General features: G+C 60.6%; 26 protein-coding genes. 19 read left to right on the forward strand and 7 right to left on the reverse strand.

Going from position 1 to position 23,501, the window contains the following annotated elements; genetic code table 11:
- From atpD to ACTF58_RS11885, 3 genes are all read left to right on the forward strand, one after another.
- The coding region (atpD, locus tag ACTF58_RS11875) for a F0F1 ATP synthase subunit beta (protein WP_438992185.1) at positions 1-1,302 on the forward strand (1,302 nt) is incomplete at its 5' end.
- 125 nt (positions 1,303-1,427) lie between these two features.
- Complete coding sequence (locus tag ACTF58_RS11880; RefSeq protein ID WP_438992186.1) at positions 1,428-1,823, forward strand: F0F1 ATP synthase subunit epsilon; 396 nt, start codon at positions 1,428-1,430, stop codon at positions 1,821-1,823.
- Positions 1,824-1,938: 115 nt separating this feature from the next.
- A complete protein-coding gene (locus tag ACTF58_RS11885) occupies positions 1,939-2,286 on the forward strand; it encodes an H-type lectin domain-containing protein (protein WP_438992187.1) in 348 nt (115 codons plus the stop codon).
- Between the two features lie 53 nt (positions 2,287-2,339).
- Here ACTF58_RS11885 and ACTF58_RS11890 read toward each other — a convergent pair whose 3' ends face one another.
- Positions 2,340-3,350 carry a ribose-phosphate pyrophosphokinase gene (locus tag ACTF58_RS11890; RefSeq protein ID WP_438992188.1) on the reverse strand — a complete coding sequence of 337 codons (1,011 nt, stop codon included), beginning with the start codon at positions 3,348-3,350 and terminating at the stop codon, positions 2,340-2,342.
- 135 nt (positions 3,351-3,485) lie between these two features.
- Between ACTF58_RS11890 and ACTF58_RS11895 the strand changes: the two genes are divergently transcribed.
- Together ACTF58_RS11895 and ACTF58_RS11900 are read left to right on the forward strand one after the other, a co-directional pair.
- Positions 3,486-4,088 carry a 2-hydroxychromene-2-carboxylate isomerase gene (locus tag ACTF58_RS11895; RefSeq protein ID WP_438992189.1) on the forward strand — a complete coding sequence of 201 codons (603 nt, stop codon included), beginning with the start codon at positions 3,486-3,488 and terminating at the stop codon, positions 4,086-4,088.
- The gene (locus ACTF58_RS11900) at positions 4,085-4,879 is read left to right on the forward strand and encodes an alpha/beta fold hydrolase (RefSeq protein WP_438992190.1); all 795 of its coding nucleotides are present in this window, start codon (positions 4,085-4,087) and stop codon (positions 4,877-4,879) included. Before ACTF58_RS11895 ends, ACTF58_RS11900 begins: the two co-directional genes overlap by 4 nt.
- A 67-nt stretch (positions 4,880-4,946) precedes the next feature.
- Here the strand turns inward: ACTF58_RS11900 and ACTF58_RS11905 are convergent, their stop codons facing one another.
- Positions 4,947-6,128 carry a lytic murein transglycosylase gene (locus tag ACTF58_RS11905; protein ID WP_438992191.1) on the reverse strand — a complete coding sequence of 394 codons (1,182 nt, stop codon included), beginning with the start codon at positions 6,126-6,128 and terminating at the stop codon, positions 4,947-4,949.
- Between the two features lie 111 nt (positions 6,129-6,239).
- Entirely contained in the window at positions 6,240-6,848 is a 609-nt protein-coding gene (locus tag ACTF58_RS11910; RefSeq protein ID WP_438992192.1) for a TlpA disulfide reductase family protein, read from the reverse strand.
- A gap of 21 nt (positions 6,849-6,869) precedes the next feature.
- Between ACTF58_RS11910 and argH the strand changes: the two genes are divergently transcribed.
- From argH to ACTF58_RS11940, 6 genes are all read left to right on the forward strand, one after another.
- On the forward strand, positions 6,870-8,264 hold the full coding sequence (argH, locus tag ACTF58_RS11915) for an argininosuccinate lyase (RefSeq protein WP_438992193.1): 1,395 nt from the start codon (positions 6,870-6,872) through the stop codon (positions 8,262-8,264).
- Positions 8,261-8,566, forward strand: coding sequence for a DUF2834 domain-containing protein (locus ACTF58_RS11920; protein ID WP_438992194.1), 306 nt, complete (start codon positions 8,261-8,263; stop codon positions 8,564-8,566). The genes argH and ACTF58_RS11920 overlap by 4 nt, the downstream gene beginning before the upstream one ends.
- Before the next feature lie 31 nt (positions 8,567-8,597).
- On the forward strand, positions 8,598-8,756 hold the full coding sequence (locus ACTF58_RS11925; protein ID WP_438992195.1) for a hypothetical protein: 159 nt from the start codon (positions 8,598-8,600) through the stop codon (positions 8,754-8,756).
- Positions 8,757-8,801: 45 nt separating this feature from the next.
- A complete protein-coding gene (locus tag ACTF58_RS11930) occupies positions 8,802-8,993 on the forward strand; it encodes a hypothetical protein (protein WP_438992196.1) in 192 nt (63 codons plus the stop codon).
- Positions 8,994-9,055: 62 nt separating this feature from the next.
- The gene (gene lysA, locus ACTF58_RS11935; protein ID WP_438992197.1) at positions 9,056-10,327 is read left to right on the forward strand and encodes a diaminopimelate decarboxylase; all 1,272 of its coding nucleotides are present in this window, start codon (positions 9,056-9,058) and stop codon (positions 10,325-10,327) included.
- A 36-nt stretch (positions 10,328-10,363) separates the two neighbouring features.
- Positions 10,364-12,967 carry a TIGR02302 family protein gene (locus ACTF58_RS11940; protein ID WP_438992198.1) on the forward strand — a complete coding sequence of 868 codons (2,604 nt, stop codon included), beginning with the start codon at positions 10,364-10,366 and terminating at the stop codon, positions 12,965-12,967.
- A 7-nt stretch (positions 12,968-12,974) separates the two neighbouring features.
- Here the strand turns inward: ACTF58_RS11940 and ACTF58_RS11945 are convergent, their stop codons facing one another.
- Positions 12,975-13,811, reverse strand: a complete 837-nt coding sequence (locus ACTF58_RS11945) for a zinc-ribbon domain-containing protein (protein ID WP_438992199.1) — start codon at positions 13,809-13,811, stop codon at positions 12,975-12,977.
- Between the two features lie 163 nt (positions 13,812-13,974).
- Between ACTF58_RS11945 and ACTF58_RS11950 the strand changes: the two genes are divergently transcribed.
- From ACTF58_RS11950 to ACTF58_RS11965, 4 genes are read left to right on the forward strand one after another with little or no spacing between them, the layout of a single operon-like run.
- The gene (locus ACTF58_RS11950; RefSeq protein ID WP_438992200.1) at positions 13,975-14,652 is read left to right on the forward strand and encodes a cell division ATP-binding protein FtsE; all 678 of its coding nucleotides are present in this window, start codon (positions 13,975-13,977) and stop codon (positions 14,650-14,652) included.
- A complete protein-coding gene (locus tag ACTF58_RS11955; RefSeq protein ID WP_438992201.1) occupies positions 14,652-15,563 on the forward strand; it encodes a cell division protein FtsX in 912 nt (303 codons plus the stop codon). Before ACTF58_RS11950 ends, ACTF58_RS11955 begins: the two co-directional genes overlap by 1 nt.
- Complete coding sequence (locus ACTF58_RS11960) at positions 15,560-16,288, forward strand: lysophospholipid acyltransferase family protein (protein ID WP_438992210.1); 729 nt, start codon at positions 15,560-15,562, stop codon at positions 16,286-16,288. The genes ACTF58_RS11955 and ACTF58_RS11960 overlap by 4 nt, the downstream gene beginning before the upstream one ends.
- Positions 16,281-16,889 carry a pyridoxamine 5'-phosphate oxidase family protein gene (locus ACTF58_RS11965; protein ID WP_438992202.1) on the forward strand — a complete coding sequence of 203 codons (609 nt, stop codon included), beginning with the start codon at positions 16,281-16,283 and terminating at the stop codon, positions 16,887-16,889. The genes ACTF58_RS11960 and ACTF58_RS11965 overlap by 8 nt, the downstream gene beginning before the upstream one ends.
- A gap of 7 nt (positions 16,890-16,896) precedes the next feature.
- Here the strand turns inward: ACTF58_RS11965 and ACTF58_RS11970 are convergent, their stop codons facing one another.
- Positions 16,897-18,015 (reverse strand): class II histone deacetylase, encoded by a 1,119-nt coding sequence (locus ACTF58_RS11970; RefSeq protein WP_438992203.1) that lies wholly within the window; start codon positions 18,013-18,015, stop codon positions 16,897-16,899.
- A 119-nt stretch (positions 18,016-18,134) separates the two neighbouring features.
- A complete protein-coding gene (locus ACTF58_RS11975) occupies positions 18,135-18,377 on the reverse strand; it encodes a hypothetical protein (RefSeq protein ID WP_438992204.1) in 243 nt (80 codons plus the stop codon).
- A 134-nt stretch (positions 18,378-18,511) separates the two neighbouring features.
- Between ACTF58_RS11975 and ACTF58_RS11980 the strand changes: the two genes are divergently transcribed.
- From ACTF58_RS11980 to ACTF58_RS11990, 3 genes are all read left to right on the forward strand, one after another.
- Positions 18,512-19,225 (forward strand): M48 family metallopeptidase, encoded by a 714-nt coding sequence (locus ACTF58_RS11980; RefSeq protein ID WP_438992205.1) that lies wholly within the window; start codon positions 18,512-18,514, stop codon positions 19,223-19,225.
- 8 nt (positions 19,226-19,233) lie between these two features.
- A complete protein-coding gene (locus ACTF58_RS11985) occupies positions 19,234-19,596 on the forward strand; it encodes a YigZ family protein (protein ID WP_438992206.1) in 363 nt (120 codons plus the stop codon).
- A gap of 227 nt (positions 19,597-19,823) precedes the next feature.
- Positions 19,824-20,087, forward strand: coding sequence for a DUF6455 family protein (locus tag ACTF58_RS11990; RefSeq protein ID WP_438992207.1), 264 nt, complete (start codon positions 19,824-19,826; stop codon positions 20,085-20,087).
- Positions 20,088-20,118: 31 nt separating this feature from the next.
- On the opposite strand, the gene rimO is transcribed toward ACTF58_RS11990, so the two are convergent.
- Positions 20,119-21,513, reverse strand: a complete 1,395-nt coding sequence (rimO, locus tag ACTF58_RS11995) for a 30S ribosomal protein S12 methylthiotransferase RimO (protein WP_438992208.1) — start codon at positions 21,511-21,513, stop codon at positions 20,119-20,121.
- 115 nt (positions 21,514-21,628) lie between these two features.
- On the opposite strand from rimO, the gene ACTF58_RS12000 reads away from it, so the two are divergent.
- Positions 21,629-23,501: AsmA family protein (locus ACTF58_RS12000; protein ID WP_438992209.1), on the forward strand; the 1,873-nt coding region annotated here is incomplete at its 3' end.

A 23,501-nucleotide genomic window follows, 5' to 3' on the forward strand; every position in this document is an offset into this window, starting at 1 on the left:
CTTGAGGTTGCTCAGCACCTCGGCGAGAACACAGTTCGCACCATTGCTATGGACGCAACAGAAGGCCTCGTGCGCGGCCAAGCAGTGACAGACCTCGGCGAGCCGATTTCTGTTCCTGTGGGCAAGGGCACATTGGGCCGCATCTTGAACGTCACAGGCGAGCCTGTTGACGAAAAGGGCCCCGTTGATGCGAGCGAAACACGCTCGATCCACGGCGAGGCGCCTGCGTTTGAAGAGCAGTCAACAGCGACCGAAATTCTGACAACAGGTATCAAGGTTATCGACCTTCTCGCGCCTTACACGAAGGGCGGCAAGATCGGCCTCTTCGGTGGTGCGGGTGTTGGTAAAACAGTTTTGATCATGGAACTGATCAACAACATTGCGAAAGTGCACTCAGGTGTATCTGTGTTCGCGGGTGTTGGTGAGCGGACACGTGAAGGCAACGACCTTTACCACGAGATGATCGAATCCGGCGTTATTGTTCCTGACAACCTGACAGAGTCAAAAATTGCTCTTGTCTACGGCCAGATGAACGAGCCTCCCGGTGCGCGTATGCGTGTTGCTTTGACGGGCCTTTCGCTCGCCGAGCAGTTCCGCGACGACTCGGGTTCAGACGTTCTGTTCTTCGTCGACAACATCTTCCGCTTCACACAAGCGGGCTCGGAAGTTTCGGCTCTCTTGGGTCGTATTCCTTCGGCCGTGGGCTACCAGCCAACACTGGCGACAGACATGGGCCAGATGCAAGAGCGCATTTCATCCACCAAAAACGGTTCGATTACATCGGTTCAGGCCGTATACGTTCCTGCGGATGACTTGACCGACCCTGCACCTGCAACTTCGTTTGCTCACCTTGACGCGACAACGGTTCTTGACCGTGCGATTTCGGAAAAAGGCATCTACCCTGCGGTTGACCCGCTTGGTTCAACATCGCGTCTGCTTGATCCACAGATCATCGGTGAAGAGCACTACGGTGTGGCTATGGCTGTTCAGCAGATCCTTCAGCGCTACAAATCCCTGCAAGACATCATCGCGATTCTCGGCATGGACGAACTCAGCGAAGAAGACAAAATGACTGTTGCCCGCGCCCGTAAGATCGAGCGTTTCCTCAGCCAGCCGTTTGACGTTGCCAAAGTCTTCACAGGCTCTGACGGTGTTCAGGTTCAGCTTGAAGAGACCATCGCCTCGTTCAAAGCGGTTGTGGCTGGTGAATACGATCACCTTCCAGAAGGCGCCTTCTACATGGTTGGCGGCATCTCTGACGTGATCGCAAAAGCCGAGAAAATGGCGGCTGACGCTGCTTAAAGCGTTTCGAAGCCAAGGTGGTTTGCGCCTTGGCTTCGATGCGCCCACGACATCAATGAGTTGTGCGCGTTTCAACGTTTTGTCGCGCAGCAACAATAAGTTGAAACGCATTAAAGGAGGCATCAATGGCCGAGACAATGCAATTTGATCTGGTAAGCCCCGAGCGCAATCTTGCGTCGATGCAGGTGGCTTCGGTCCAGATCCCCGGTGCAGACGGGCAAATGACGGCAATGCCGAACCACGCCCCAGTCATCACCACGCTGCGTCCAGGTGTTCTGGCCGTGAGTGGCCCTGAAGGCGATGTGTCCTTCGCGGTCACAGGCGGCTTTGCCGAGATCAATCCAGAGGGGCTATCTGTGCTTGCAGAGAAAGCGATTCCTCTGGCCGATGCTTCGGCGGCTGATCTGGAACCAATCGTTGCGGCTGCAAAAGCAGCGGCGGCCTCAGCGGCCCCTGAAAACCGCGATATGGCCGAGCTTCTGCTGGCGGACCTTGAAGAGCTTATGCAAAACATGGCCTGACATTGTGCAGCTTGTGCAAAAAGTGATATGCCTCAACCTGCAAAGGTTGGGGCATTTTTAATGTCTGGTGGTGTAAGCTTTAAAGAGTGACGTGTTAGGAGCAGACAGGCGACCCATGAAGAAATTGAGCGGTGCAATCGGAATTGCGCAGGGCAATGATGTCATTTTTGAACATTTTCGCGACGGTGGCGAAATGTGGACCGGCAAAGGCAGCCGCGAAGCTGTGAAGGCTGTCATCTTTCGGGAGGCCTTTAAAGAGCCGCCTGCTGTCCAGTGTTCGCTGACTCTTTGGGATGTGGATAGCGCGACCAATGTGCGCGCAGATATCGAAGCCGAGAACGTCACCGAAACCGGATTTAACCTTGTGTTCCGAACGTGGGGGGATACCAAGATCGCGCGGATCAGAGCGAGTTGGATGGCGATCGGACCGCTTGTGAACGAGGACGACTGGGAGCTTTACTGAGAGCTTTTACTGAGAGCTGCAAGGTGGGTTTTCACCCACCCTACGCAGGTTTCTCAGAACATACCTTCATAGATCGGTTCGAGCATATCGGTGTCAAAGAGCGAGCTGACAGAGGTCCCGTTCCAGATATTGAGGATCGCTTGCGCAAACATGGGCGCTGTTGGCACCACACGAATATTGGGCGTTTTCTTGACCTCTTCTGTCGCGGCGATGGTGTCCGTGATCACCAGAGATTTCATCACGGAATTGGTGATCCGCTCGCAGGCGGGGCCTGAGAGCACGCCGTGTGTGATATAGGCGTGAACCTCTGAGGCACCGTTTTCCATCAGGACTTCAGCGGCTTTGCAGAGTGTGCCCGCCGTATCGACCATATCGTCAACGATAAAACATTTCTTGCCTGTGACATCACCAATCACGGTCATCTCGGCGACTTCGCCCGCTTTTTCGCGGCGTTTGTCGACAATCGAGAGGGGCGCATTGATCCGTTTGGCCAGCTCACGGGCACGCGCCACGCCGCCGACATCAGGGGAGACAACCATGATGTCGTCAAGATTGTCTTTGAACTGATGCTTGATATCGAGCGCAAAGATCGGTGAGGCGTAAAGGTTGTCCACGGGAATATCAAAGAAGCCCTGAATTTGGGCGGCGTGCAGATCCATCGTGAGAACCCGCTCGATTCCTGTTCCGACGAGCATATTGGCGACGAGCTTGGCCGAAATCGGCGTGCGCGCCTTTGAGCGGCGGTCTTGGCGGGCATAACCGAAATAGGGGATCACGGCTGTGATCCGCTGTGCCGAGGAGCGGCGCAGCGCATCCGCCATGATCAAGAGTTCCATCAGATTGTCATTGGCGGGGTTTGATGTGCTCTGGATGATGAACATATCTTCGCCGCGCACGTTATCAAACACTTCGACAAAGATTTCACCGTCATTGAACCGCTCGACACGGGCTTCTACCAAGCCCTGGCTGACGCCACGGTGAAGCGACATCCGCCGTGTGATGGCTTTGGAGAGCGGCATATTGGAATTGCCAGCAATGAGTTTTGGTTCTTTGGTGAGTGACATATGGCGCGGCCTCTGGGCTTTGGTAATTCATGACAGAATCGTGACGTTGACACCGCTTAACATCTAACTCATGTCTGGCAAAGGTTGCACTTGGCCGCAAGGCTGCAAGCGCAGATAAAAACGGAAGGCAACACGATGGCAACTCTGACATATTATTTCACCACGCTCAGCCCTTGGGCCTATCTTGCAGGCGAACGCGCCGAAGAGATCGCTGCGAAGCATGGTTTGACTGTTGTTTACAAACCTCTTGATATTATGGCGCTTTTTTCGCGCACAGGCGGAACTGCGCCGGCTGACAGACACCCCTCACGGATGAATTACCGCAATCAGGAGCTGCGCCGGCAGGTCAAGAAGGCGGATCTGCCAATGACCTTTCCCAAGCCCGCGTTCTGGCCGACAAATCCTGCGCCCTCAAGCTATGCGATCATTGCGGCGCAAGAGGCTGGCGGCGGTGATCTTGGCAAGCTGACCCATTCGATCCTGCGGGCCTGCTGGGCTGAGGAAAAAGACATCGGTGATGAGGCTGTTGTGCAAGACCTGCTGGAAGCTGCCGGGTTTGAACGCTCACTGACCACGAGCGGGATGCTGATTGGCGCAGAAACCTATGCGCGCAACCTCGAAGAAGCTGTTGAAAAAGGCGTGTTTGGCGCGCCATTCTACGTGCTTGAAGACGGTGAGACCTTTTGGGGCCAAGATCGCCTTGACGATATGGACGCCTATCTCGCAGGCGATCTGTGAGCTTGGAAACGCGCGCGGGGCAGTCAGTTTTCGCGCGCGACTTGGGTCACGGGCCGCGCCGTGGGCTGATGTTGCATTGCTCATTGGCCCATGGTGGCGCGTGGCGTGGGCTGGCGGGGGCGTTTCAGGCGGAGTTTAGCTTTGCCGCCCCTGATTTTCTGAGCCACGGGCGCAGTGCGCTCTGGGACAGGCAGGGGCGCTATCACGACGCTTGCACGGCCGTTGCAGCAAGCTATTTAGGAGATGATCCTGTTGATTTGATTGGACATTCTTTCGGTGCGACCGTGGCTTTGCGGCTTGCGCTTGAGCGGCCTGAGCGGGTTCGCAGTCTTGTCTTGATCGAGCCTGTTTTTTTCGCGGTGGCGCTGGCGGATGATCCGAATTTTGTGAGTGATATGAACACGTTGGAGGATGTCTTGACCCGTGAGGGGCGGCATTCGGCGACAAAGGGCTTTCTGGCGGAATGGGGCGGCGGGTTGCCTTGGGAGCTGATGCCCAAAGAGACCCAAGACGATATGGCCTCGCGGATCGAGGTGATTTCGGATGCGGCGCCTGCGCTTTATGAAGACACGGCGGATCTTTTGGCGGAGGGGCGCTTGCAAGCGCTTGATATGCCTGTTCTTTTGATGCGTGGCGATAGCTCGCCTGCGGTGATCGAAACGATTAACGCGGGGCTTGCGCAGCGCATTGGAGGCGCGCAAACCACCGTGATTGAGGGCGCGGGGCATATGGTGCCGATCTCCCACCCTAAAGACTGCGCCGCAGAAATGCGCCGCTTTTGGCAGCTTTAAAGCCCCGTAGGGCAGCCTATGGGGCAGCCTGTCCATACCGCAGTATGGACAGCGCAAGGCTGCGTTTTCAGAGAGACTTGAGCAGGGCTTTGCTTGGCACGCCTGTCACGGGCAGGCCGCGTGCGGCCTCATAGGCGCGAATGGCGGCGCGGCCTTTCTCGCCGATCACGCCGTCAGGAGTGCCTGCTGCAAAGCCGCCTTCGTTGAGCCGCTGTTGTAGCCTTTGTCGCTCACGGGTGCTCATGCCCCAGGGGTTTTTGGGAAAGCTTGCGCGGATCTGTCCGCGCCCTGCGAGGCGGTCCGACAGATGGCCCACGCCGATGGCGTAGCTGTCGGCGTAATTGTATTTTTTGATCACGTGGAAGTTGTCATAGATCATAAACACCGGCCCTTCGGGACCAGCGGGCAGAATGAGCGCGCCGTTGCCATGATCGGCGAGCTTGCCGCCGCCTGCTGAGGTGACGCCGAGCTTTTGCCAGTCGCGGGTGCGGCGCGGGAAGATGCGGCCGGTGAGGGCGAGGTCGAAGCCCTTCGGGAGTAAGACCTCGCCAGCCCATGGCTGGCCCTTGCGCCAGCCCTCGGCTTTGAGGAGCCGCGCGGTGGAGGCCAGCGCATCTGTCGGGTCATCGGCCCAGATATTGGCGTGGCCCGAGCCGTCAAAATCCTGCGCATGGCGCTGGTAGGTGGAGGGCATAAACTGGGTGTGGCCCATGGCGCCTGCAAAGCTGCCGCGCATCTCGCGGGGCGTGGCGTGGCCGGCCTCAACGATCTGGAGGGCGGCGAGCAGCTCGGCCTCAAACAGCGCGCGGCGGCGGCCCTCAAAGGCCAGCGTCGCGAGTGTTGCGAAAACCGGCAGGCTGCCGCGAAAGCCGCCGTAAGCGCTTTCCATCCCCCAGATCGCTGTGAGAATTTCTTTTTCTACGCCGTAGGCGCGCTCGATTTTGGAGAGGGTGGTGGTGTATCTCTTGAGGGCCGTCTGCCCGCCTGAGAGCCGCGCCCCTGAGGCGGCAGAGGCGAGGTAGTCTTGCAGGGGCTTGGCGACTTCGGCCTGACGGGAATCAGCGGCCACAACTTTGGGCAGGAACTCGACGCTGTTGAGCGCGGCGTTGAGGGTCTTCTCGGAAATGCCCTGACGCGCGGCTTTTTGGCGAAATCGAGTGAGCCATGAGGCAAAGCCTGCACGGGCAAGAGCGGGCGTGGCTGCGAAGGCGAGGGCAGAGGCTGTGAAAGCGCGGCGGGTGAGGGGCATTTTTCACTCCTTTTGGTCGGGGTTGCGCCGCCTTTGGCGTCGCGCTGGTGGGGGACTAGTCCCCCACACCCCCTAGGATACTTTTAGCAAAAAGAAAGGGGAAACTTTGGGTTAGTCATTGGCGGCAATGAGGGCTTTGAGGATGTTTTTTGCGCTCTCGGAGGCCCAGTCGGCATCGCCCAGAAGGCGGGCGACTTCGGTTCCGTCGCGCGCGATCAGGACCGTGGCGGGGAGGCCGAGGACGCCCATTTCGCGAGCGACAGCGGAGTTTGCATCGGTGTGCAGTGGTAGGTTGGTAACATTGATTTCGGCAAAGAAGCGCGCCATGGCGGCGGGGTCATTGCGGCCTGTGGCGAGGGTGATCACCTCAAAATCAGCGCCGCCAAGCTCGCTCTGAAGCTCGGCGAGCATCGGCATTTCCTTGCGGCAGGGGGCGCACCATGTGGCCCAGAAGTTGAGCAGGACGATTTTGCCTGTGTGCTCTGAGAGACGGGCTGTTTTGCCCTCGGCCGTCGTATAGGGTGCCGCGGCCACGGCTTGGGGCGCGGGGTGCAGCACCAGTTTTTTCATATCGCCTGTTTGGAGCGCTTGCACCTTGGCGCGGGTGGCCTCTGAGAGCCCGCCTGTCACCGCACCTGAAGGGGCGAAGGCGAAAACTGCGGCGATGATTGCGATTGCGGCGAGGGCGGTATAAACCAGCTTGGAGCGAGACATTTTCATCCTTTCGAAGGCATAAAACCCATGAGCAACGACACCTCGAACCAAATGTGGGGCGGCCGCTTTTCGGCTGGCGTAGACGCGATTATGGAGGCGATCAACGCCTCTATCGGGTTTGACCAACGTATGGCGGCCGAGGACATTGCCGGCTCTCGGGCCCATGCGGCTATGTTGGCGGCCACGGGCATTGTCAGTGATAGCGATGCGGAGGCGATGAGGGAAGGGCTGCTCACGGTCTTGTCAGAGATCGAGGCGGGAACTTTCGAGTTTTCGACGCAGCTTGAGGACATTCACATGAATGTTGAGAGCCGCCTCAAGGCGCTGATTGGGGAGCCTGCGGGGCGGTTGCACACCGGGCGGAGCCGAAACGACCAAGTGGCGACCGACTTCAAGCTTTGGGTGCGCGGGCAGATGGACGCTGCGATTGCGGGCATCCGCGCGCTGCAGCTGGCCTTTTTGGGGCAGGCCGAGGCGGGGGCGGACTGGGTTATGCCGGGCTTCACGCATTTGCAGACGGCGCAGCCTGTGACATGGGGCCATCATATGATGGCTTATGTCGAGATGCTGGGGCGGGACGCCAGCCGCTTTGAAGACGCGCGCCGCCGTATGAACGAAAGCCCCTTGGGCGCGGCGGCTTTGGCGGGGACCTCCTTTCCGATTGATCGGCACATGACCGCCGAGGCGCTTGGCTTTGATCGGCCTGCGGCGAACTCGCTGGATGCGGTGAGCGACCGCGACTTTGCGCTGGAGTTTTTGGCTTCTGCGAGCATTTGTGCGATGCACCTTTCCCGCTTTGCGGAAGAGCTTGTGATCTGGTCCTCGGCGCAGTTTCGCTTTGTGCAGCTGTCTGACAGCTTCTCAACCGGCTCCAGCATTATGCCACAAAAGAAGAACCCCGACGCGGCGGAGCTCATTCGCGCCAAGATCGGACGGATTTTCGGGGCCAATGTGGCGCTTATGATGGTGATGAAGGGGCTACCTTTGGCCTATTCAAAAGATATGCAGGAAGACAAGGAGCAAGTCTTTGATGCGGCGGATAACCTGATGCTGGCGCTGGCGGCTATGGAGGGGATGGTGCGCGATATGAGCGCCAATCGCGCGAGCCTTGCGGGCGCGGCGGGCAGCGGCTTTTCGACGGCGACGGACCTTGCGGACTGGTGTGTGCGGGTGCTGAATATGCCGTTTCGGGAGGCGCATCATGTGACGGGGAGCCTTGTGGCCATGGCCGAGGCGAAGGGCTGTGATTTGCCCGATCTGTCGCTTGAGGAGATGCAAAGCGTCAATGCGGCGATCACTGAAGATGTGTTTAGCGTGCTGACGGTCGAGGCCTCTGTGGCGTCGCGCACAAGCTATGGCGGCACCGCGCCAAGCGAGGTGCGCAAGCAGGTGGCGCGCTGGACAGAGGCGCTGGGGGCATGAGCCGTCTTTGGCTCGCGCTGGCGCTCTGGGGCACGGTGCATCCGATGTATTATTTTGTCAGCTATATGCGCGCAGAAGGCGTGGGCCTGACGGGGCTGTCGCAGGCTTGGTATGTGAATGCTTCCACCACGGGGCTGACGTGGGATCTGATCATTGCGGCGCTGAGCCTCACCCTCTGGGTGATCTATGAAACCCTGCAAAAGCGCGACTGGTTGCGGCTCGTTGCGATTCCCGCGACGTTTTGTATTGGCGTGAGCTGCGGCTTGCCGCTCTATCTTTATCTGCGCGGGCGGGTGCGATAAGATCGCGTCTAGCGCATGAAGGAGGTTTGGTGTGGTTCGGTTTTTAAGTTTGGGCTTGAGCCTTGTAATACTGGCAGGCTGTGGTGCGGATGGGGCACCTGTGCGGCCTACGGGCGGGGCAGACGAGGCACCCGCGCAGACGGGTGTGAGCGTGTCGGGCTACGGCACTGTCGGTGTGGTTTATGACTGATCTGGCAGGCTTGGGCGGAACCCCGCTTGGGTCGGGGGCTGGGGCGTGACCCGGGCCTTTATACTGGGCCTGAGCATACTGGGCCTGAGCCTCTTCGCCCTTGCAAGCTGTGGCGCGGATGGCACGCCACTGCGCCCGACGGCGAGCGGCACTGTGACAGTGACGCCAAGTGGTGTGCATACGGGCGGCACTGTGGGCCTGCGCAAAGGGCCTGTGAGTATCGGAATCAGTCTCTGAACAGGCTTGGCGCGCGCACGGGTTTGCGCTAGAGCAGGCACAAGACAGCTTAGGGGCGCGCAATGGACCATTTTCTTTATCAAAACGGTGAACTTCATGCCGAGGATGTGCCGCTGAGCGCGATTGCCGCAGAGGTTGGCACGCCGTTTTACTGCTATTCGACCGCCACTTTGGAGCGGCATTTCCGCCTCTTTGACGAGGCGCTGGAGGGCATGGAGCACCTTGTGTGTTACGCGATGAAAGCGGCGTCAAATCTGGCGGTTCTCAAGGTTCTGGCCGATCTCGGCGCAGGGATGGATGTTGTGTCTGGCGGGGAATATGCGCGCGCCAAGGCGGCGGGCGTGTCTGGCGACAAGATCGTGTTTTCAGGCGTTGGCAAGACGCGGGACGAGATGCGCATGGCGCTGACGGGGGGCATTCGACAGTTTAATGTCGAGAGCGAGCCCGAGATGGAGCGGCTCAATGCGGTGGCGCTCGAGCTGGGGCTTACGGCGCCGATCACGATCCGTGTCAATCCTGATGTGGACGCCAAGACCCATGCCAAGATTGCCACGGGCAAGTCAGAAAACAAATTCGGCATTCCGATTGCCAAGGCGCGGGCGGTCTATGCTCATGCGGCCAGCCTCAAGGGGCTTGAGGTTGTCGGGATTGATGTGCACATCGGCAGCCAGCTGACCGAGCTTGCGCCATTTCGCCAAGCTTATGAAAAGGTCAAGGAGCTGACGCTCGCGCTGCGCGCGGACGGCCACGAAATCCGCCGCCTTGATCTGGGCGGCGGGCTTGGCATTCCTTATGAGCGCTCAAACACTGCGCCGCCTTTGCCGACGGATTATGGCGCTATGGTGCGTGAGGTTCTGGGCGATCTGGGCTGTGAAATCGAGATTGAACCGGGGCGGCTGATTGCGGGCAATGCGGGCGTTCTGGTCAGCGATGTTGTCTATGTGAAGCAGGGGGAGGGGCGACAGTTCCTTATTCTGGATGCGGCGATGAACGACCTTATCCGCCCTGCGATGTATGATGCCTATCACGATATTGTCCCTGTGGTGGAGCCTGTGGCGGGGGCCGAGCCTGAGGTATATGACATTGTTGGCCCCGTCTGTGAAAGTGGCGATACCTTTGCCAAGGGCCGCTCTATGGCCGCGATGAAAGAGGGCGATCTTGTCGCGTTTCGCAGTGCGGGGGCTTATGGCGCGGTGATGGCGAGTGAATATAATTCGCGGCCTCTTATTCCAGAAGTTTTGGTGAAGGGTGATCAATTTGCCGTCATTCGGGCGCGTCCGAGCTTGGAAGAAATGCTTGCACGCGATAGCATACCCGCGTGGCTGGACCGCTAACGCGGGCAAGAGCCGCAGACCCAGTGGAGGAGCGGCTTGAGCGAGCAGACCCGACAGCCTGAGCGGATTGATCTCAAAGATCAGGTCTTGCTGACCTATCTTGGCCTTTGGGCCGAGCGGCTCTGTCTTGGGTTCTGGCCGATTTGGTCTGCTTTGATTGCCGTTTTGGGCTTTATTTTCTTGGGCTTGCATGAAGTTTTGCCGCTTGAGCTGATCTGGGGCTTTTTTGTCTTGGCAGCTTTGGGGGCGGGTTTTGGCGCTTGGTATGCGTGGCAGAATTTTGCCCCTCCGAGCCGCACAGAGGCGCTGGACCGGATTGACGCGAGCCTTGAGGGGCGGCCCATTCGCGCGGTGCGCGACAGGCAGGTGATTGGCGCGGGAGATGCGGCGTCTGAGGCGCTTTGGGACGAATATCAGCGCCGCATGATGGAAAAGATCCGCAGCGCGCGCGCCATTGCACCCACCATTCGTCTGACACGGGCAGACCCCTTCGGGCTGCGCTATGTGGCGCTTCTGACGCTGTCGGTTGGGCTTTTGTTTGGCTCGGTCTGGCGGCTTGGCACTGTGAGCGAAATGGCAGGGCCAGCGCGGGGTGCTGCCACTGCGGCGATGGGGCCAAGCTGGGAGGGCTGGATCGAACCGCCGCTCTATACGGGGCTGCCCTCGCTCTATCTCAACGACGCCACGGGCGAGGTGCTGGAGCTGCCCGAGGGCAGCGAAGTGACGCTGCGTCTCTATGGCGCGGTGGGGGCGATTACCATCAATGAGACAGTGTCCGCGCGGCTTGGCACGATTGGCTCGGTTGCGGCACCAGAGCAGAGCTTTCAGATCGTGCAAGACGGGGTGCTTGAAATTGCGGGCGCGGGCGGGCGCAGCTGGGCCATTCTCGCGCGCCCTGATGCGCCGCCTTTTGTGGAGGCCACTGGGCCTGCCGAGACGGCGGCGGGCGGTGTCTTTTCGATGCCGTTTGAGGCGATGGATGATTACGGGATAGACCGTGGCGAGGCGGTGATTGCGCTGGATCTGGCGCGGCTGGATCGCCGCTATGGGCTGGCTTTGCCGCCCGAGAGCGCCACGCCGCTCAGAGTTGCGCTGCCTTTGCCTGTGACGGGGGGGCGCGAGGACTTTGAAGAGACGCTGATGGAAGATTTCTCGCAGCATCCTTGGGCCAACCTGCCTGTGACGATCACCCTGACGGCTTTGGATGAGGCTGGACAGAGCGGCGCAAGTGATCCTGTGCAGATCAATCTTGCGGCGCGCAGTTTCTTCAATCCGCTGGCGGCGGCTGTGGTTGAGCTGCGCCGTGATCTGCTCTGGAACCGTGAGAATGCGCCGCGCATTGCCCAGCTTTTGCGGGCGATTTCGCATCAGCCTGACGATCTCTTCAAGCGCGAGACGGATTACTTGCGTTTGCGCACGGTTTTGCGGCGGATGGAGGCAAAAATTGCCTATGGCGGGTTTGAGGATGAGGCGGTGGCAGAGCTGGCAGATGCGCTTTGGGATCTGGCGCTCAATCTGGAGGATGGCACGCTGTCGGACGCTTTGGAGCGGATGCGGGAGGCGCAAGACAAGCTGGCCGAAGCGCTACGCAACGGGGCTTCGCAGGAAGATATCGCCGCGCTGATGCAAGAGCTGCGCGAGGCGACGAACGAGTATATGCAGCAGCTTGCCCAGCAACAGGACCAGCAAGAGCCGCAAAACGGCGAGGCGGGAGAGCGGGGCGAGTCCATGCAGCTTTCCCAGCAAGATCTGCAAGATATGATGGACCGTATTCAGGAGCTGATGGCGCAGGGCCGTATGGCCGAGGCCGAGCAAGCCTTGCGCGAGTTTCAGGAGATGATGGAGAATATGCGCGTGACCCGAAGCCAGTCGGGGCAGGGCGAAGGCCAGCAAGCGATGGAAGGGCTGGCAGAGACGCTGCGCGAGCAGCAGGGGCTTTCGGACCAAGCCTTTCGTGATCTTCAGGAAGAGTTCAACCCGAACGCCCGCGCGGGGCAGAGCGGCCAGAACGAAGGCCGCAATGGCGCAGATGGGCGTGGTGCAGAACATGAGGGCCAAGGCGAGGGCGAGGGGCGTGCCGAGCAGGGCCAGAACGGCGCTGGCGCAGAAGAGGGCGAGGGCCAAGGCGGCGGACAGGACGGGCAAAGCCAAGAACAGTCACTGGCCGAGCGCCAGCAAGCCCTCAGAAACGAACTGTCGCGCCAAGCCCAAGGCTTGCCACAGATGGGCGGTGAGGCGGGTGAGGCCGCACGTGAGGCCCTTGAAGGGGCTGGACGCGCTATGGAGCAGGCCGAAGAGGCGCTGCGCCAGAACGATCTGGCCGAGGCGATTGACCGTCAGGCCGAGGCCATGGAGCAGTTGCGCGAGGGGATGGACAATCTGGGCGAAGCTATGGCGCAAGCCAATGAGGGCCAAGAGGGCCAAGACGGGCAGACCGCCCAAACCGCAGGCCGCCAGAGCAGCGACCCCTTGGGGCGCAACCGTCGCGGCTTTTCCGGCGCGCAAGACAGCATGGTGGGCGAGGAAGACGTCTACCGCCGTGCGCGCGAACTTCTTGACGAAATTCGCCGTCGCAGCGGCGAGGCAGGGCGCTCGGACACCGAGCGCAACTACCTGCAACGCTTGCTGGACCGTTTCTGAGGCGGTGTTATTCGCTGGGCGCGGCACCTTCAGCGGCGATGCCGTTTAGCGCCCCCATGAGGCCACGGGCCTGACCGTCCAGCCAAATCCGCGCGCCATTGACGGCCTCGACATAGGCCTCAAGCGCGGGTGCCAAGGCAGGCACGGCCTCGGCCAGTTGAGGCGCGAAGACATAGAGCGCAACCAGCACTGCGGCCAGCAGGACAACCGCGAGAAACCCGCGCCCGAAGCCGCCCGTTTGCTCGGCAGCGGCGCGCGATGCGGCCACTTCTGTGGCGGTTTTTCGGCGCTCGCTGTCTTTGCGCAGGGTCGAATTGATTTCGTCGATATCAGGCAAAACGCCCCTGCGCGAGCCGGTGGCCGCCATGGCGGCAGCGGCTTTGGCGTCACTTGGGTCTTCGCCGCGCATTCGCGCCATGCGCTCGCTTGCTTGGCGCTGTCGGCGGGTGGTTTCGTCATCCGGTGCGGTGATCCCAAGCTCGGGCTGCTCCTCAAGCGCTTCGGCCTCGCGGGCGCGGGCGGCAGCTTCGCGGGCGGCCTCTTGGCGCAAGACATCTGTGACCGAAGGGTCAAGCTCGCGCCGTGGGGCGGGCTGAACAGGCGGAGCGCTACGCTCTGCGGCGGTGTCTGGCGCGGGGGTGTTTTCTGGCGCGGCAGGCTCTGAGGGCGGGGTTTCGCCCAAGGCGTCTACGGCTTGATCTTCTTGGGTCTCGGGCTCTTGTGACGGGTGGCTTTGAAACCACGTATCGCCACAATTGGAGCATTGGACATCCCGCCCGTCTTGCGGGATGACCTCGTCAGGCACTTCATATTGTGCGCCACAATTCGGGCAAACCAGCCGCATCACGCCCCCTTACTATCCCCAACACCAGACAAATATCTTGCCACACCATAGGCGTTAAGCTTTTGCACGAAAAGACCAAACACGCAAACACGCAACGCGATTGCAACTTTCTCGGCTCTGGGGCATGGTCTGGCGCGGGCGCGCGAAAGGGAAGGGCAAACCTTTGATAGAGTTAACCGATGTGGCCTATAGCTATGGCGATGGAGAGCTTTTGGGCGATATGACCCTGAGCTTGCCTGCGGGCTCGTTTTACTTTTTGACGGGGCCGTCGGGGGCTGGCAAAACAACGCTTCTCAAGCTGTGCTATGGCGAGCTTTTGCCCACGGCGGGGCATTTGCGCCTGTTTGACCAAGACGTGCGCAGCCTTGATCGCGACGGGATCGCCGAGATGCGCCGTCGTATTGGCGTGGTGCATCAGGATTGCCAGTTTCTCGACCACCTCTCGATCGCGGATAATATTGCGCTGCCGCTCACGGTTGCGGGGCAGAGTGTCTCGGGCGAGCAGGACAATCTTGCGGAGCTGATGAGCTGGGTGGGGCTGCGCAGCCGCGCCGATGCTTTGCCCCCCGAGCTTTCGGGCGGGGAACGCCAGCGTGCGGCGTTGGCGCGGGCGGTGATTATGTCGCCAGATGTTATTCTGGCCGATGAGCCGACGGGCAATATCGACTGGGAGATGTCCCAAAGGCTTTTGCAGCTTTTGGTCGAACTCAACCGCATGGGCAAAACTGTTGTGATTGCCACCCATGATCTGGGCCTGATCCGCGCGGCCAAATCGCAAGTGCAGGCGCGGGTTCTGCGGATTGCGGGGCGGCGGATTCAGCAGGCGGGGGCGGATCTGTGATGAAAGATGTGATCAAGATCAACAAGATAACAGACTTTATCATTGGCGATGCGCAGGCCGAGCGGGCTGTGCCGCCAACGGGCTTTACCGCGCGGCTGACGCTGTTTGCGGCGGCTGTGATGGCCTTTCTGGCGGTGTTTGCGCTGGCGCTGTCTGTTTCGGCGGCGCGGCTGTCAGAGCGCTGGGCCAGCGAGCTGGCGCAGTCTGCGACGGTTCGGATTTCGGCCCCTCAGGGACAGATGCAGGCCTCGACCGAGGCGGCGCTTGTGGTGCTTCAGACCACGCCCGGGGTTGCCTCTGCGCGGGTCTTGAGCGATGCGGAGCAGCGCAAGCTGCTGGAGCCGTGGTTTGGCCCCGAGATGCCGCTTGAGGCGCTGCCTATTCCGCAACTGATTGAAATTGTTGAAGGGTCTGAGGGCCTTGACGCCGAGGCGCTGCGTCTGCGCCTGCTCGGCGAAGTGCCAGGCGCTGTGCTTGACGATCATGCCCGCTGGCGTGCGCCATTGGTGGCGGCGGCAGGGCGGCTGTCGTTTCTGGGCTGGTTCTCGATTGGGCTGATTTTTGCGGTGATGGGCGCGATGATCACGCTGGCGGCCAATGCGGCGCTGGCGGCCAATGCCAAGGTGATCACGGTGATGCGGCTTGTCGGGGCAAAAGACGGCTATATTGCCAGCGCTTTTGTGCGCCGCTTTACGCTGCGCTCGGTGACGGGAGCGGCACTGGGCATGGGGCTGGGCGTGATCGCGCTTTTGATTTTGCCAACGGGGGGAGGCGACGACAGCCTTCTCAGCGGGCTTGGCTTTCAGGGCGCAAGCTGGCTCTGGCCGCTGCTCATTCCGCTTTTGGCGGGGGGGGTGGCCTTTGGCGCGACGCAAGCGGCGGCGCGACGCACATTGAAGGAGCTGCGCTGATGTCTGCTGTGCGTTGGGGTATTTCACTGATCTTTGTGTTGCAAAACGCGGTGATGATGTTGCTTGTCGGGCTGGTCTTTTTGCCTTGGGCTTTGGTGAGCACCAAGGGCGCGCGGGCGGCCTGCAAATCCTATTGTGTCTGGGTGCTTTGGACGGCGCGCTGGATGCTTGATTTGCGCCATGAAATCCGCGGCACGCCGCCTTCGGGCGAGATGTTAATTGCGGCCAAGCATCAGTCTTTTCTGGATATTATCATGATTTTTAACGCCAGCCCTGCGGCGAAATTTATCATGAAACGTGAGATTCTCTGGACGCCTGTGATCGGGTTATATGCCTACCGGATCGGCTGTGTGCCGGTGAACCGTGGCAAGCGCGGGCAGGCGATCAAGAAGATGCTTGAAGATGTAAAAAGCGGTGTGACGGCGGCGGGGCAGCTTGTGATTTACAGTCAGGGCACACGTGTGACACCGGGAGAGAAAAAGCCCTATAAAGTTGGCACATTTGCGCTTTATGACCAGATGAAACAGGTCTGTATGCCTGTGGCGACAAATGCGGGGTTGTTCTGGCCCAAGGGCACAATCCGGCGCAAACCCGGGCTTGCGGTTGTCGAGTTTTTGCCGCCGATCCCTGTGGGCTTGTCGCAGGCCGAGTTTATGACGCGGCTTGAAGCGGAGGTTGAAATCCGTTCGGATGCCCTGCTGGCAGAAGCAGGATTTCATGGCTGAGTATGTCAAGGATATCAGGACATTAGAGGCGCTTTACGGCGCGCCGGGGGCGGCATCTTTGCGCAAGGTGGCGCGGCAGATGACACCGCTTTACCGCAAGTGGATACTGGCCTCACGGTTTTGTATTGTCTCCACGGTCGGGCCTGAGGGCACAGACGGGAGCCCGCGCGGCGAGGATGGCCCTGTGGTGCGGGAGCTGGACGAACACACGCTCTTGATGCCCGACTGGCGCGGCAACAACCGCATGGATACGCTGCGCAATATCGTGGCGGACGGGCGCATTTCGCTTTTGTTTATGGTGGCCGGCTCTGACACTGTTGTGCGGGTCAATGGCGCGGCCAAGGTGAGCGTCGAGCCTGAGCTTTGCGAGCAATTTGACGACAGGGGCCGCCTGCCGCGCTCTGTGATTGTGATCAAGATCGGCGAGATTTATGCGCAATGCGCGCGAGCGCCGATGCGCGCCGAGCTTTGGCGCGCGGGCGACCAAAGCGAAGGGCTGCCAACGGTGGGAGAGATCCTTGCCGAGCAGACCGGGGGCGAAGAAGGCGGCGCGGCCTATGACGAGACTTGGGCTGCGCGCGCCGAAAAAACCATGTGGTGAGAGCGGCTTAGCCGAAAAACTCAACCACCATTTCATCAATCAACCCCGAGACAAACGCTTGCGCGCGCAGGCTGGGCTGGCGCGCCGCGACGACCTCGGCCATGGGGTCTGGCGCTGTGATGTCACTGCCTGACATTTCCTCCATCACGGCATGGCCGCAGAAGGGCACATAGGCCTCGGAATAGCCGCCCTCATGGGCCATCATGAGCTTGCCGCCGCAGAGCCTTTCGGCGGCGGACACGACGCGGCGGGTCATCTGGCGGAAGGTGTCGGCGGTGCAGAGCTGATGGCCCAAGGGGTCAAATGTGCCTGCGTCAAAGCCACAGGCAATGATGATCACATCGGGCTTGAAGCGCTCAAGGGCGGGCAGCACGAGCTTGTCCATTGTCTCCAGATAGCTGGCGTGGCCCGTTCCGGGGGGCAGCGGGATATTCATGTTGTAGCCAAGGCCCGCGTCGCGGCCTTTGTCGGCCAAGTGGCCTGAATTGATTGGATAATTGTTTTCTTCATGGAGCGAGATCGTCAAGACATCGTCGCGGTCATAAAAGATATGCTCGGTGCCGTTGCCGTGGTGCACATCCCAGTCGATGACGGCGAAGCGCGTCGCGAGGCCTTGGGCTTTGGCGGCCTCGATCGCCACGGCGAGATTGGCCAGAAGGCAGAAGCCGTTGGGCCAGTCGGGCAGGCAGTGGTGCCCCGGGGGGCGGGAGAGGGCATAGGCGTTTTTCACTTTGCCTGAAAGCACATCACAGAGCGCGCTGCGCGACAGACCAGCGGAGAGCGCGGCAATGTCATAACCGCCCTTAAGAAAGGGGGTGCGCAAGCCGAGTTCGCCGCCGTTCGCCGCCGAAAGCTCTTGAAATTTATGAATAAAATCAAAAGGATGGACGCGCGTTAGCTCGTCTTCAGAACAAGGCGGAGCCGTCTGCATGGACAGCTCGGCAGAGAGGCCTGTGACATCCATCAAGTTCTTGAAACGGCGCTTTGTTTCGGGGGCTTCGGGGAGGCCGCCCGCCACGAGGGGCTGCACAAGCCCGCCAACAGGCAGGGTCAGGGCATAATTGCCGCCACCATGCCAGAATGTTTTTTCGTCCCAGTAAAAGCCTGTTTTGCGATCTGCGCTCATCTGCCTGCCCCTTGTCAATGTCTGGCGGCATTAGGGCAAGGGAACGTCAGATTGGCAAGCGACGATGTGGAACTGATGGCAGGTTAGCGGCTGAAGCTTAACAAACTCTAAAGCAGGCGTCAGAGATCTTTTTCGCGCACCAGAGAATAGACGCCTTCGGGCAGATCGAGCGCGGCCGAGAGATCATGCACCTGCGCCATGGAGAGGGTTATTTTCTCGGTTTTGTCGGTGCGCGGGTTGTATTGTTCAAGCGTGATGCACTCTTCAAAGGCGTTGATCACAATGTCTTCGCCCAAGGGCGCGGCCCCCTCATCGACAAGGGTGATGACCGTGCTGTCAAATTCGTGTTCGATTGAAAACATAGACCCAGAATAGGCGGATGCGCGCCACTTGCAAGGGGGGCGCGGTCTGAGGGGTCACGTCGGCGCGAAGGGGCTGGTGCGACGACGGGAGGAGGGTTATATTGAGCGTGCAGAAAACAAAGGCAGGCGGTGTGATGTCATTCATAAAAAAGGCTTTTATTGCTGTTGCCTTGGTGGCTTTGGCGGCCTGTGATGTGCCCAGTGAAACGACGGCACCAAGCCCTGTCGCGGGGCCTCAGGCCTCTGCGCCGCTGAGCGGACGCCAAGCGGCGCGCCAGTTTGTCAGCGTTGTTGAGACGGTGGAGCCTGTGGCGGAACGGGAGTGCCGCGCGCGTGCGCCGGGGATGAATTGTGACTTCAAGATCGTGATTGATGACCGTCCGAACCAGCCTGTGAACGCCTATCAGACGCTGGATAAATCGGGCCAGCCGATCCTTGCTTTTACCATTGCCTTGATCGCGGATGTGCAAAATGCCGACGAGCTGGCCTTTGTGATGGGCCATGAGGCGGCGCATCATATTGCGGGCCATATCGCCCGCCAGCAGCGCAATGCGCAGGCGGGGGCTTTGGTCTTTGCAGGGCTTGCGGCACTGACGGGGGCGGACGCGCAAGTGCTTCAAAACGCAGGCGAAATCGGCGCTCAGGTGGGGGCGCGGACCTATTCGAAAGACTATGAAATCGAGGCGGATATTCTGGGCACTGTGATCACCAAGAAGGCGGGTTATGACCCTGTGAGGGGGGCGGCCTTCTTCAGCCGTATTCCCGACCCCGGGGATCGCTTTTTGGGCACGCACCCGCCCAATGCACAGCGGATTGAAGCGGTGCGCCAAACGGCCTCCCAGCTTTAGCCAAGCCCTTGAACCAGCTTGACAATATCATCAGCGACAGAGGCTCGCGCTACTCTGTTTCGGGCGGCGTGGCCGAGACGCGCGAGGCGGCAGAGGCGCTGCTTAAGGCGCTGAAACGCAACAAGAAATACGCCAAGGCGACGCATAATACATGGGCCATGATCCTGCCCGATGGCACGCCGCTCAAGGCCGATGATGGCGAGAGCGGGGCGGGTATGGTTATTGTGCGGATGCTGGAGCGCGAGGGGCTTTTGGGCCATGTGATCGTGGTGACGCGGTGGTATGGCGGCAAGCACCTTGGCGGCGACCGGTTCCGCCATGTTCAGGATGCTGTCACGGCCTATCTCACCACTTTTTTTCGCGGCGATTAACCTTTGAAAACAGGCTGATTCTGGGGGGGTGATATGTGTGCACCACCCGTGCACCTTGCGTGCACCGCCCCAACACAGTTTGAAATCGGCTGCAAAACGGCCGCTTTGTAAAGCCAGCGCGCGCTGAGGGGCGGGTAAACGCAACGCGCGCCGCGTTTGCGCTATGTCAAAGATATCCTTGAGGCGGGCGGCCAGAGTATGGCTCTGATCTGAGAAGGACGATTTTCATGACGTTTGCACCGCCCCTATCAACGGCCCCGCTTGGCAACCCTGCGCTGCATTTTGAGCTCACCCGCCGCGCGGCGGCCAATCTGGGCGTCTGTCTGACCACGGCCACGGCCTCGGGCGCTCTCGGGGCAAAGGCGCACGCCGATATGATCACCCGCTGCCGAGGCTGCCTGTTTGCGCAGGCCTGCATGGAGGCGCTGGCCGAGGGGCACGTGCCAGCGGAGTGCGGCAACCGCTCGCTTCTGTTTGGGCTGACGCGGTAGGGGCATTTGTGGTGCGCAGTGAATGCGCAGCTTACACAGCCTCGGCGCGCGTTCCCCACAAATCATATTCGCCGGCCTCGTCGACCTCGACCGAGACGATCTGGCCGACGCGCAAACCTTCTGTGCCTTCATCAATAAACAGGTTGCCGTCGATCTCGGGGGCATCGGCTTTGGTGCGGCAGGTTGCGATCCCGTCTTCGTCGATGTCATCAATAATGACATCCATGCGCTGGCCGACTTTGGCGGCGAGCTTGGCCTCCGATATGGCTTGGGCCTTCTCCATGAAGCGCTCCCACCGCTCTTGCTTGAGCGCTTCGGGCACATGATCGGGCAGGGCATTGCTGCGCGCGCCTGCGACATTTTCATACTTGAAGCAGCCGACGCGGTCGAGCTGGGCCTCGTCCATCCAGTCGAGCAGGGTCTGGAACTCTGCCTCAGATTCGCCTGGGTAGCCGACGATAAAGGTCGAGCGCAGGGTGATGTCGGGGCAGATGTCGCGCCACTCGGTGATCCTGTCAAGCGTGCGCTCGGCATGGGCGGGGCGGGCCATGCGCTTGAGCGTCTCGGGGTGGGCGTGCTGAAAGGGAATGTCGAGGTAGGGCAGGATCAGCCCCTCGCTCATCAGCGGGATAATCTCGCGCACCGAGGGGTAGGGGTAGACATAGTGCAGGCGCACCCAGAGGTCTTTGCCCGCGCCAAGCGAGCCGAGGTCGCGGGCGAGCGTTGTGATCGGCTGCTCAGAGAGGCCACGGCGCAGATCATTGGGCCAGTCTGTGCCATAGGCGGAGGTGTCTTGAGAGATCACCAGAAGCTCCTGCACGCCGTTTTCAACAAGCTTTTCAGCCTCGCGCAGAACGGCTTTGTGGGGCCGTGAGGCGAGACGGCCGCGCATATCGGGAATGATGCAGAACTTGCACTTGTGATTGCAGCCTTCTGATATCTTTAGATAACTATAGTGGCGCGGCGTCAGGCTCACGCCAGAGGCGGGCAGAAGATCAATAAAGGGATCGGGGCTTGGCGGCACAGCGGCATGGACGGCATCGAGCACCTGTTCGTATTGGTGCGGGCCTGTCACAGCAAGGATGCGCGGGTGATGTTCGCGGATATAGTCAGGCTCTGCGCCAAGGCAGCCTGTGACGATCACCTTGCCGTTTTCGGCCAGCGCTTCGCCAATCGCATCAAGGCTTTCGGCCTTGGCACTGTCAAGGAAGCCGCAGGTGTTGACGATCACGGCATCTGCGCCGGTGTAATCGGGCGATATCCCGTAGCCCTCGGCTCTGAGGCGCGTGAGGATGCGCTCGCTGTCGACCAGCGCTTTGGGACAGCCAAGCGAAACCATCCCGATTGTGGGCTGGCCTTCACGGCGTGTTTCAGAAAGCTGGGCGCGGGCGAGATCTGGACGCAGATCGGGGGGATTTTGTGACATGATGCTCCTATAGCGGCAGAATTGCGCTTGGGGAAGGGGGCGCTTGGGGCAAGGTGATTGAAGCCGCTCGCGCGACAGCATAGCCTTTGCGGCGTTGATAAGGAGATATTTTACGATGCGGATTTTACGCTGGATTTTGGGTGGTGTTGTGGTGTTTGTCGGCTTTGCCGCTCTGGGGCTTATGATGCTGCCCAAGGAGCGGATCGCGAGGCTTGCGAGCGCGGAAATCTCCAAAGCGCTGGGGCGCGAGGTTGTGATTTCGGGCGATATCGGCCTGAGTGTCTGGCCTGTTTTGGGCGTGAAAACGGGGCCTGTGCAGATTGCGGGGCCTGACTGGGACGCGGCCCCTTTGCTCACGGCTGAGACGCTGAGCATTGGTGTGGGCGCGGCGGCGGCGCTGCGGCGGGAGATTGACATCCGCCGTGTCGAGCTTGTCTCCCCGAAGATCAACCTCATCACGGCCAAGGACGGGCGCGTGAGCTGGGAGTTTGGCGAGAGCGCAGCGGCGGCGGCAGGCCCGACAGAGGGCGAAACTGCCAGCACAGCTGTGACGCCGTTCAGCCTTCAGCGCGCGACAGTGACGGGGGCGACTGTGCTGATCGAAGACCGTCAGGCGGGCACGCGCGAAGAGATCACGGGGCTGGATGCGGCGCTTGAGATGCCTCTCTTGGCGGGGCCTGTGACGCTTGCGCTGAGCGGGGTGCGCGCGAGCGCGGCCTTGAGCTTGGAGGCCAAGGCGGGCCATGCGCAAGACCTGATTGCGGGGCGGCTGACGCCTGTGACGGCGCGCTTTGAGACGGCGGGTGGCACAGCGCGCTTTGAGGGGCGGATGAGCCGCGCGCTTGAGGCAGAGGGGCAGCTTTCTCTGAGCACCTCAAGCACCTCGAAATTTATGCAAAGCCTCGGGCTGGGCGCAGTCGATCTGCCGCGCGGGCTGGGGCAAGCGCTTGATCTGAGCGCCAAGATGATTTTTTCGAAAGGCGAGGTTCTCAACCTGCGGGGCATGACGCTCGCGCTGGATCAGAACAGGCTGACGGGCGACGCCGACCTGCGCCTTGGCGGGGCGGTGCCGCAACTGACGGCAAAGCTTGCGGGCGGTGCGCTTGATCTGGCCTCGCTCGCCTCGGAAGGCGGCAGTGGCAGCGGCAGCAGCGGAGACGGGGGAGACGGCGGGGGGGCGCGCCGTGACACGGGCTGGAGCACCGCGCGGATTGATGCGAGCGGGCTTGGCGCGATGAACGCCGAGGTGAGCCTGTCGGTGCAATCGCTGGATGCGGGGATGATCAAGCTTGGCGAGAGTGCTTTGGGCATCAGTCTGGACCGCTCGCGGCTTGTGATGACATTGCCCAAGGCGACGGGCTATGGCGGGAAAATCGCGGGCGAATTTGTGATCAACAACCGTGGCGGCCTGTCTGTGGGCGGGAATTTGAGCCTGTTGCAGGTCGATATGAAGCCGTTACTGCGCGATGTGATGGGCGTTGAGCGGCTGTCGGGGACGGCTGACAGCTATATCAAGTTTCTTGGCTCTGGCAGCAGTCTGGACGCGATTATGACCTCGCTGTCGGGCCGTGGCGGCCTTGCTATGGCGGGGGGGACGATCTCGGGGTTTGACCTCAACGGGCTGATGGGCACGGGGAACGGCACCAAAGGCACAACTGTTTTTAACACACTCGGCGCGAGCTTTGACATCAAGGACGGTGTTTTGAGCAATGACAATCTGAACATGGTGCTGCCGCGGATTACGGCGAGTGGTAAAGGCGTTGTCGGGCTTGGCGCGCAGACGATCAACTACGTGTTTACGCCCGTGGCGCTTAAGGCCAGCAGTGGCAAGGACTTGGCCTTTCCTGTGAAGATTTATGGGCCTTGGAGCAATCCGAAGATCCTGCCTGATCTGAGTGCTGCGATTGACCTCAACTTCAAGGAGAAGAAGGAAGAGGTGAAGCAGAAGGCCAATGACGCGATCAAGAAAAAGGTGGAGCAAGAGCTTG

This window comes from Lentibacter sp. (assembly GCF_965657785.1).
GTDB lineage: Bacteria > Pseudomonadota > Alphaproteobacteria > Rhodobacterales > Rhodobacteraceae > Lentibacter.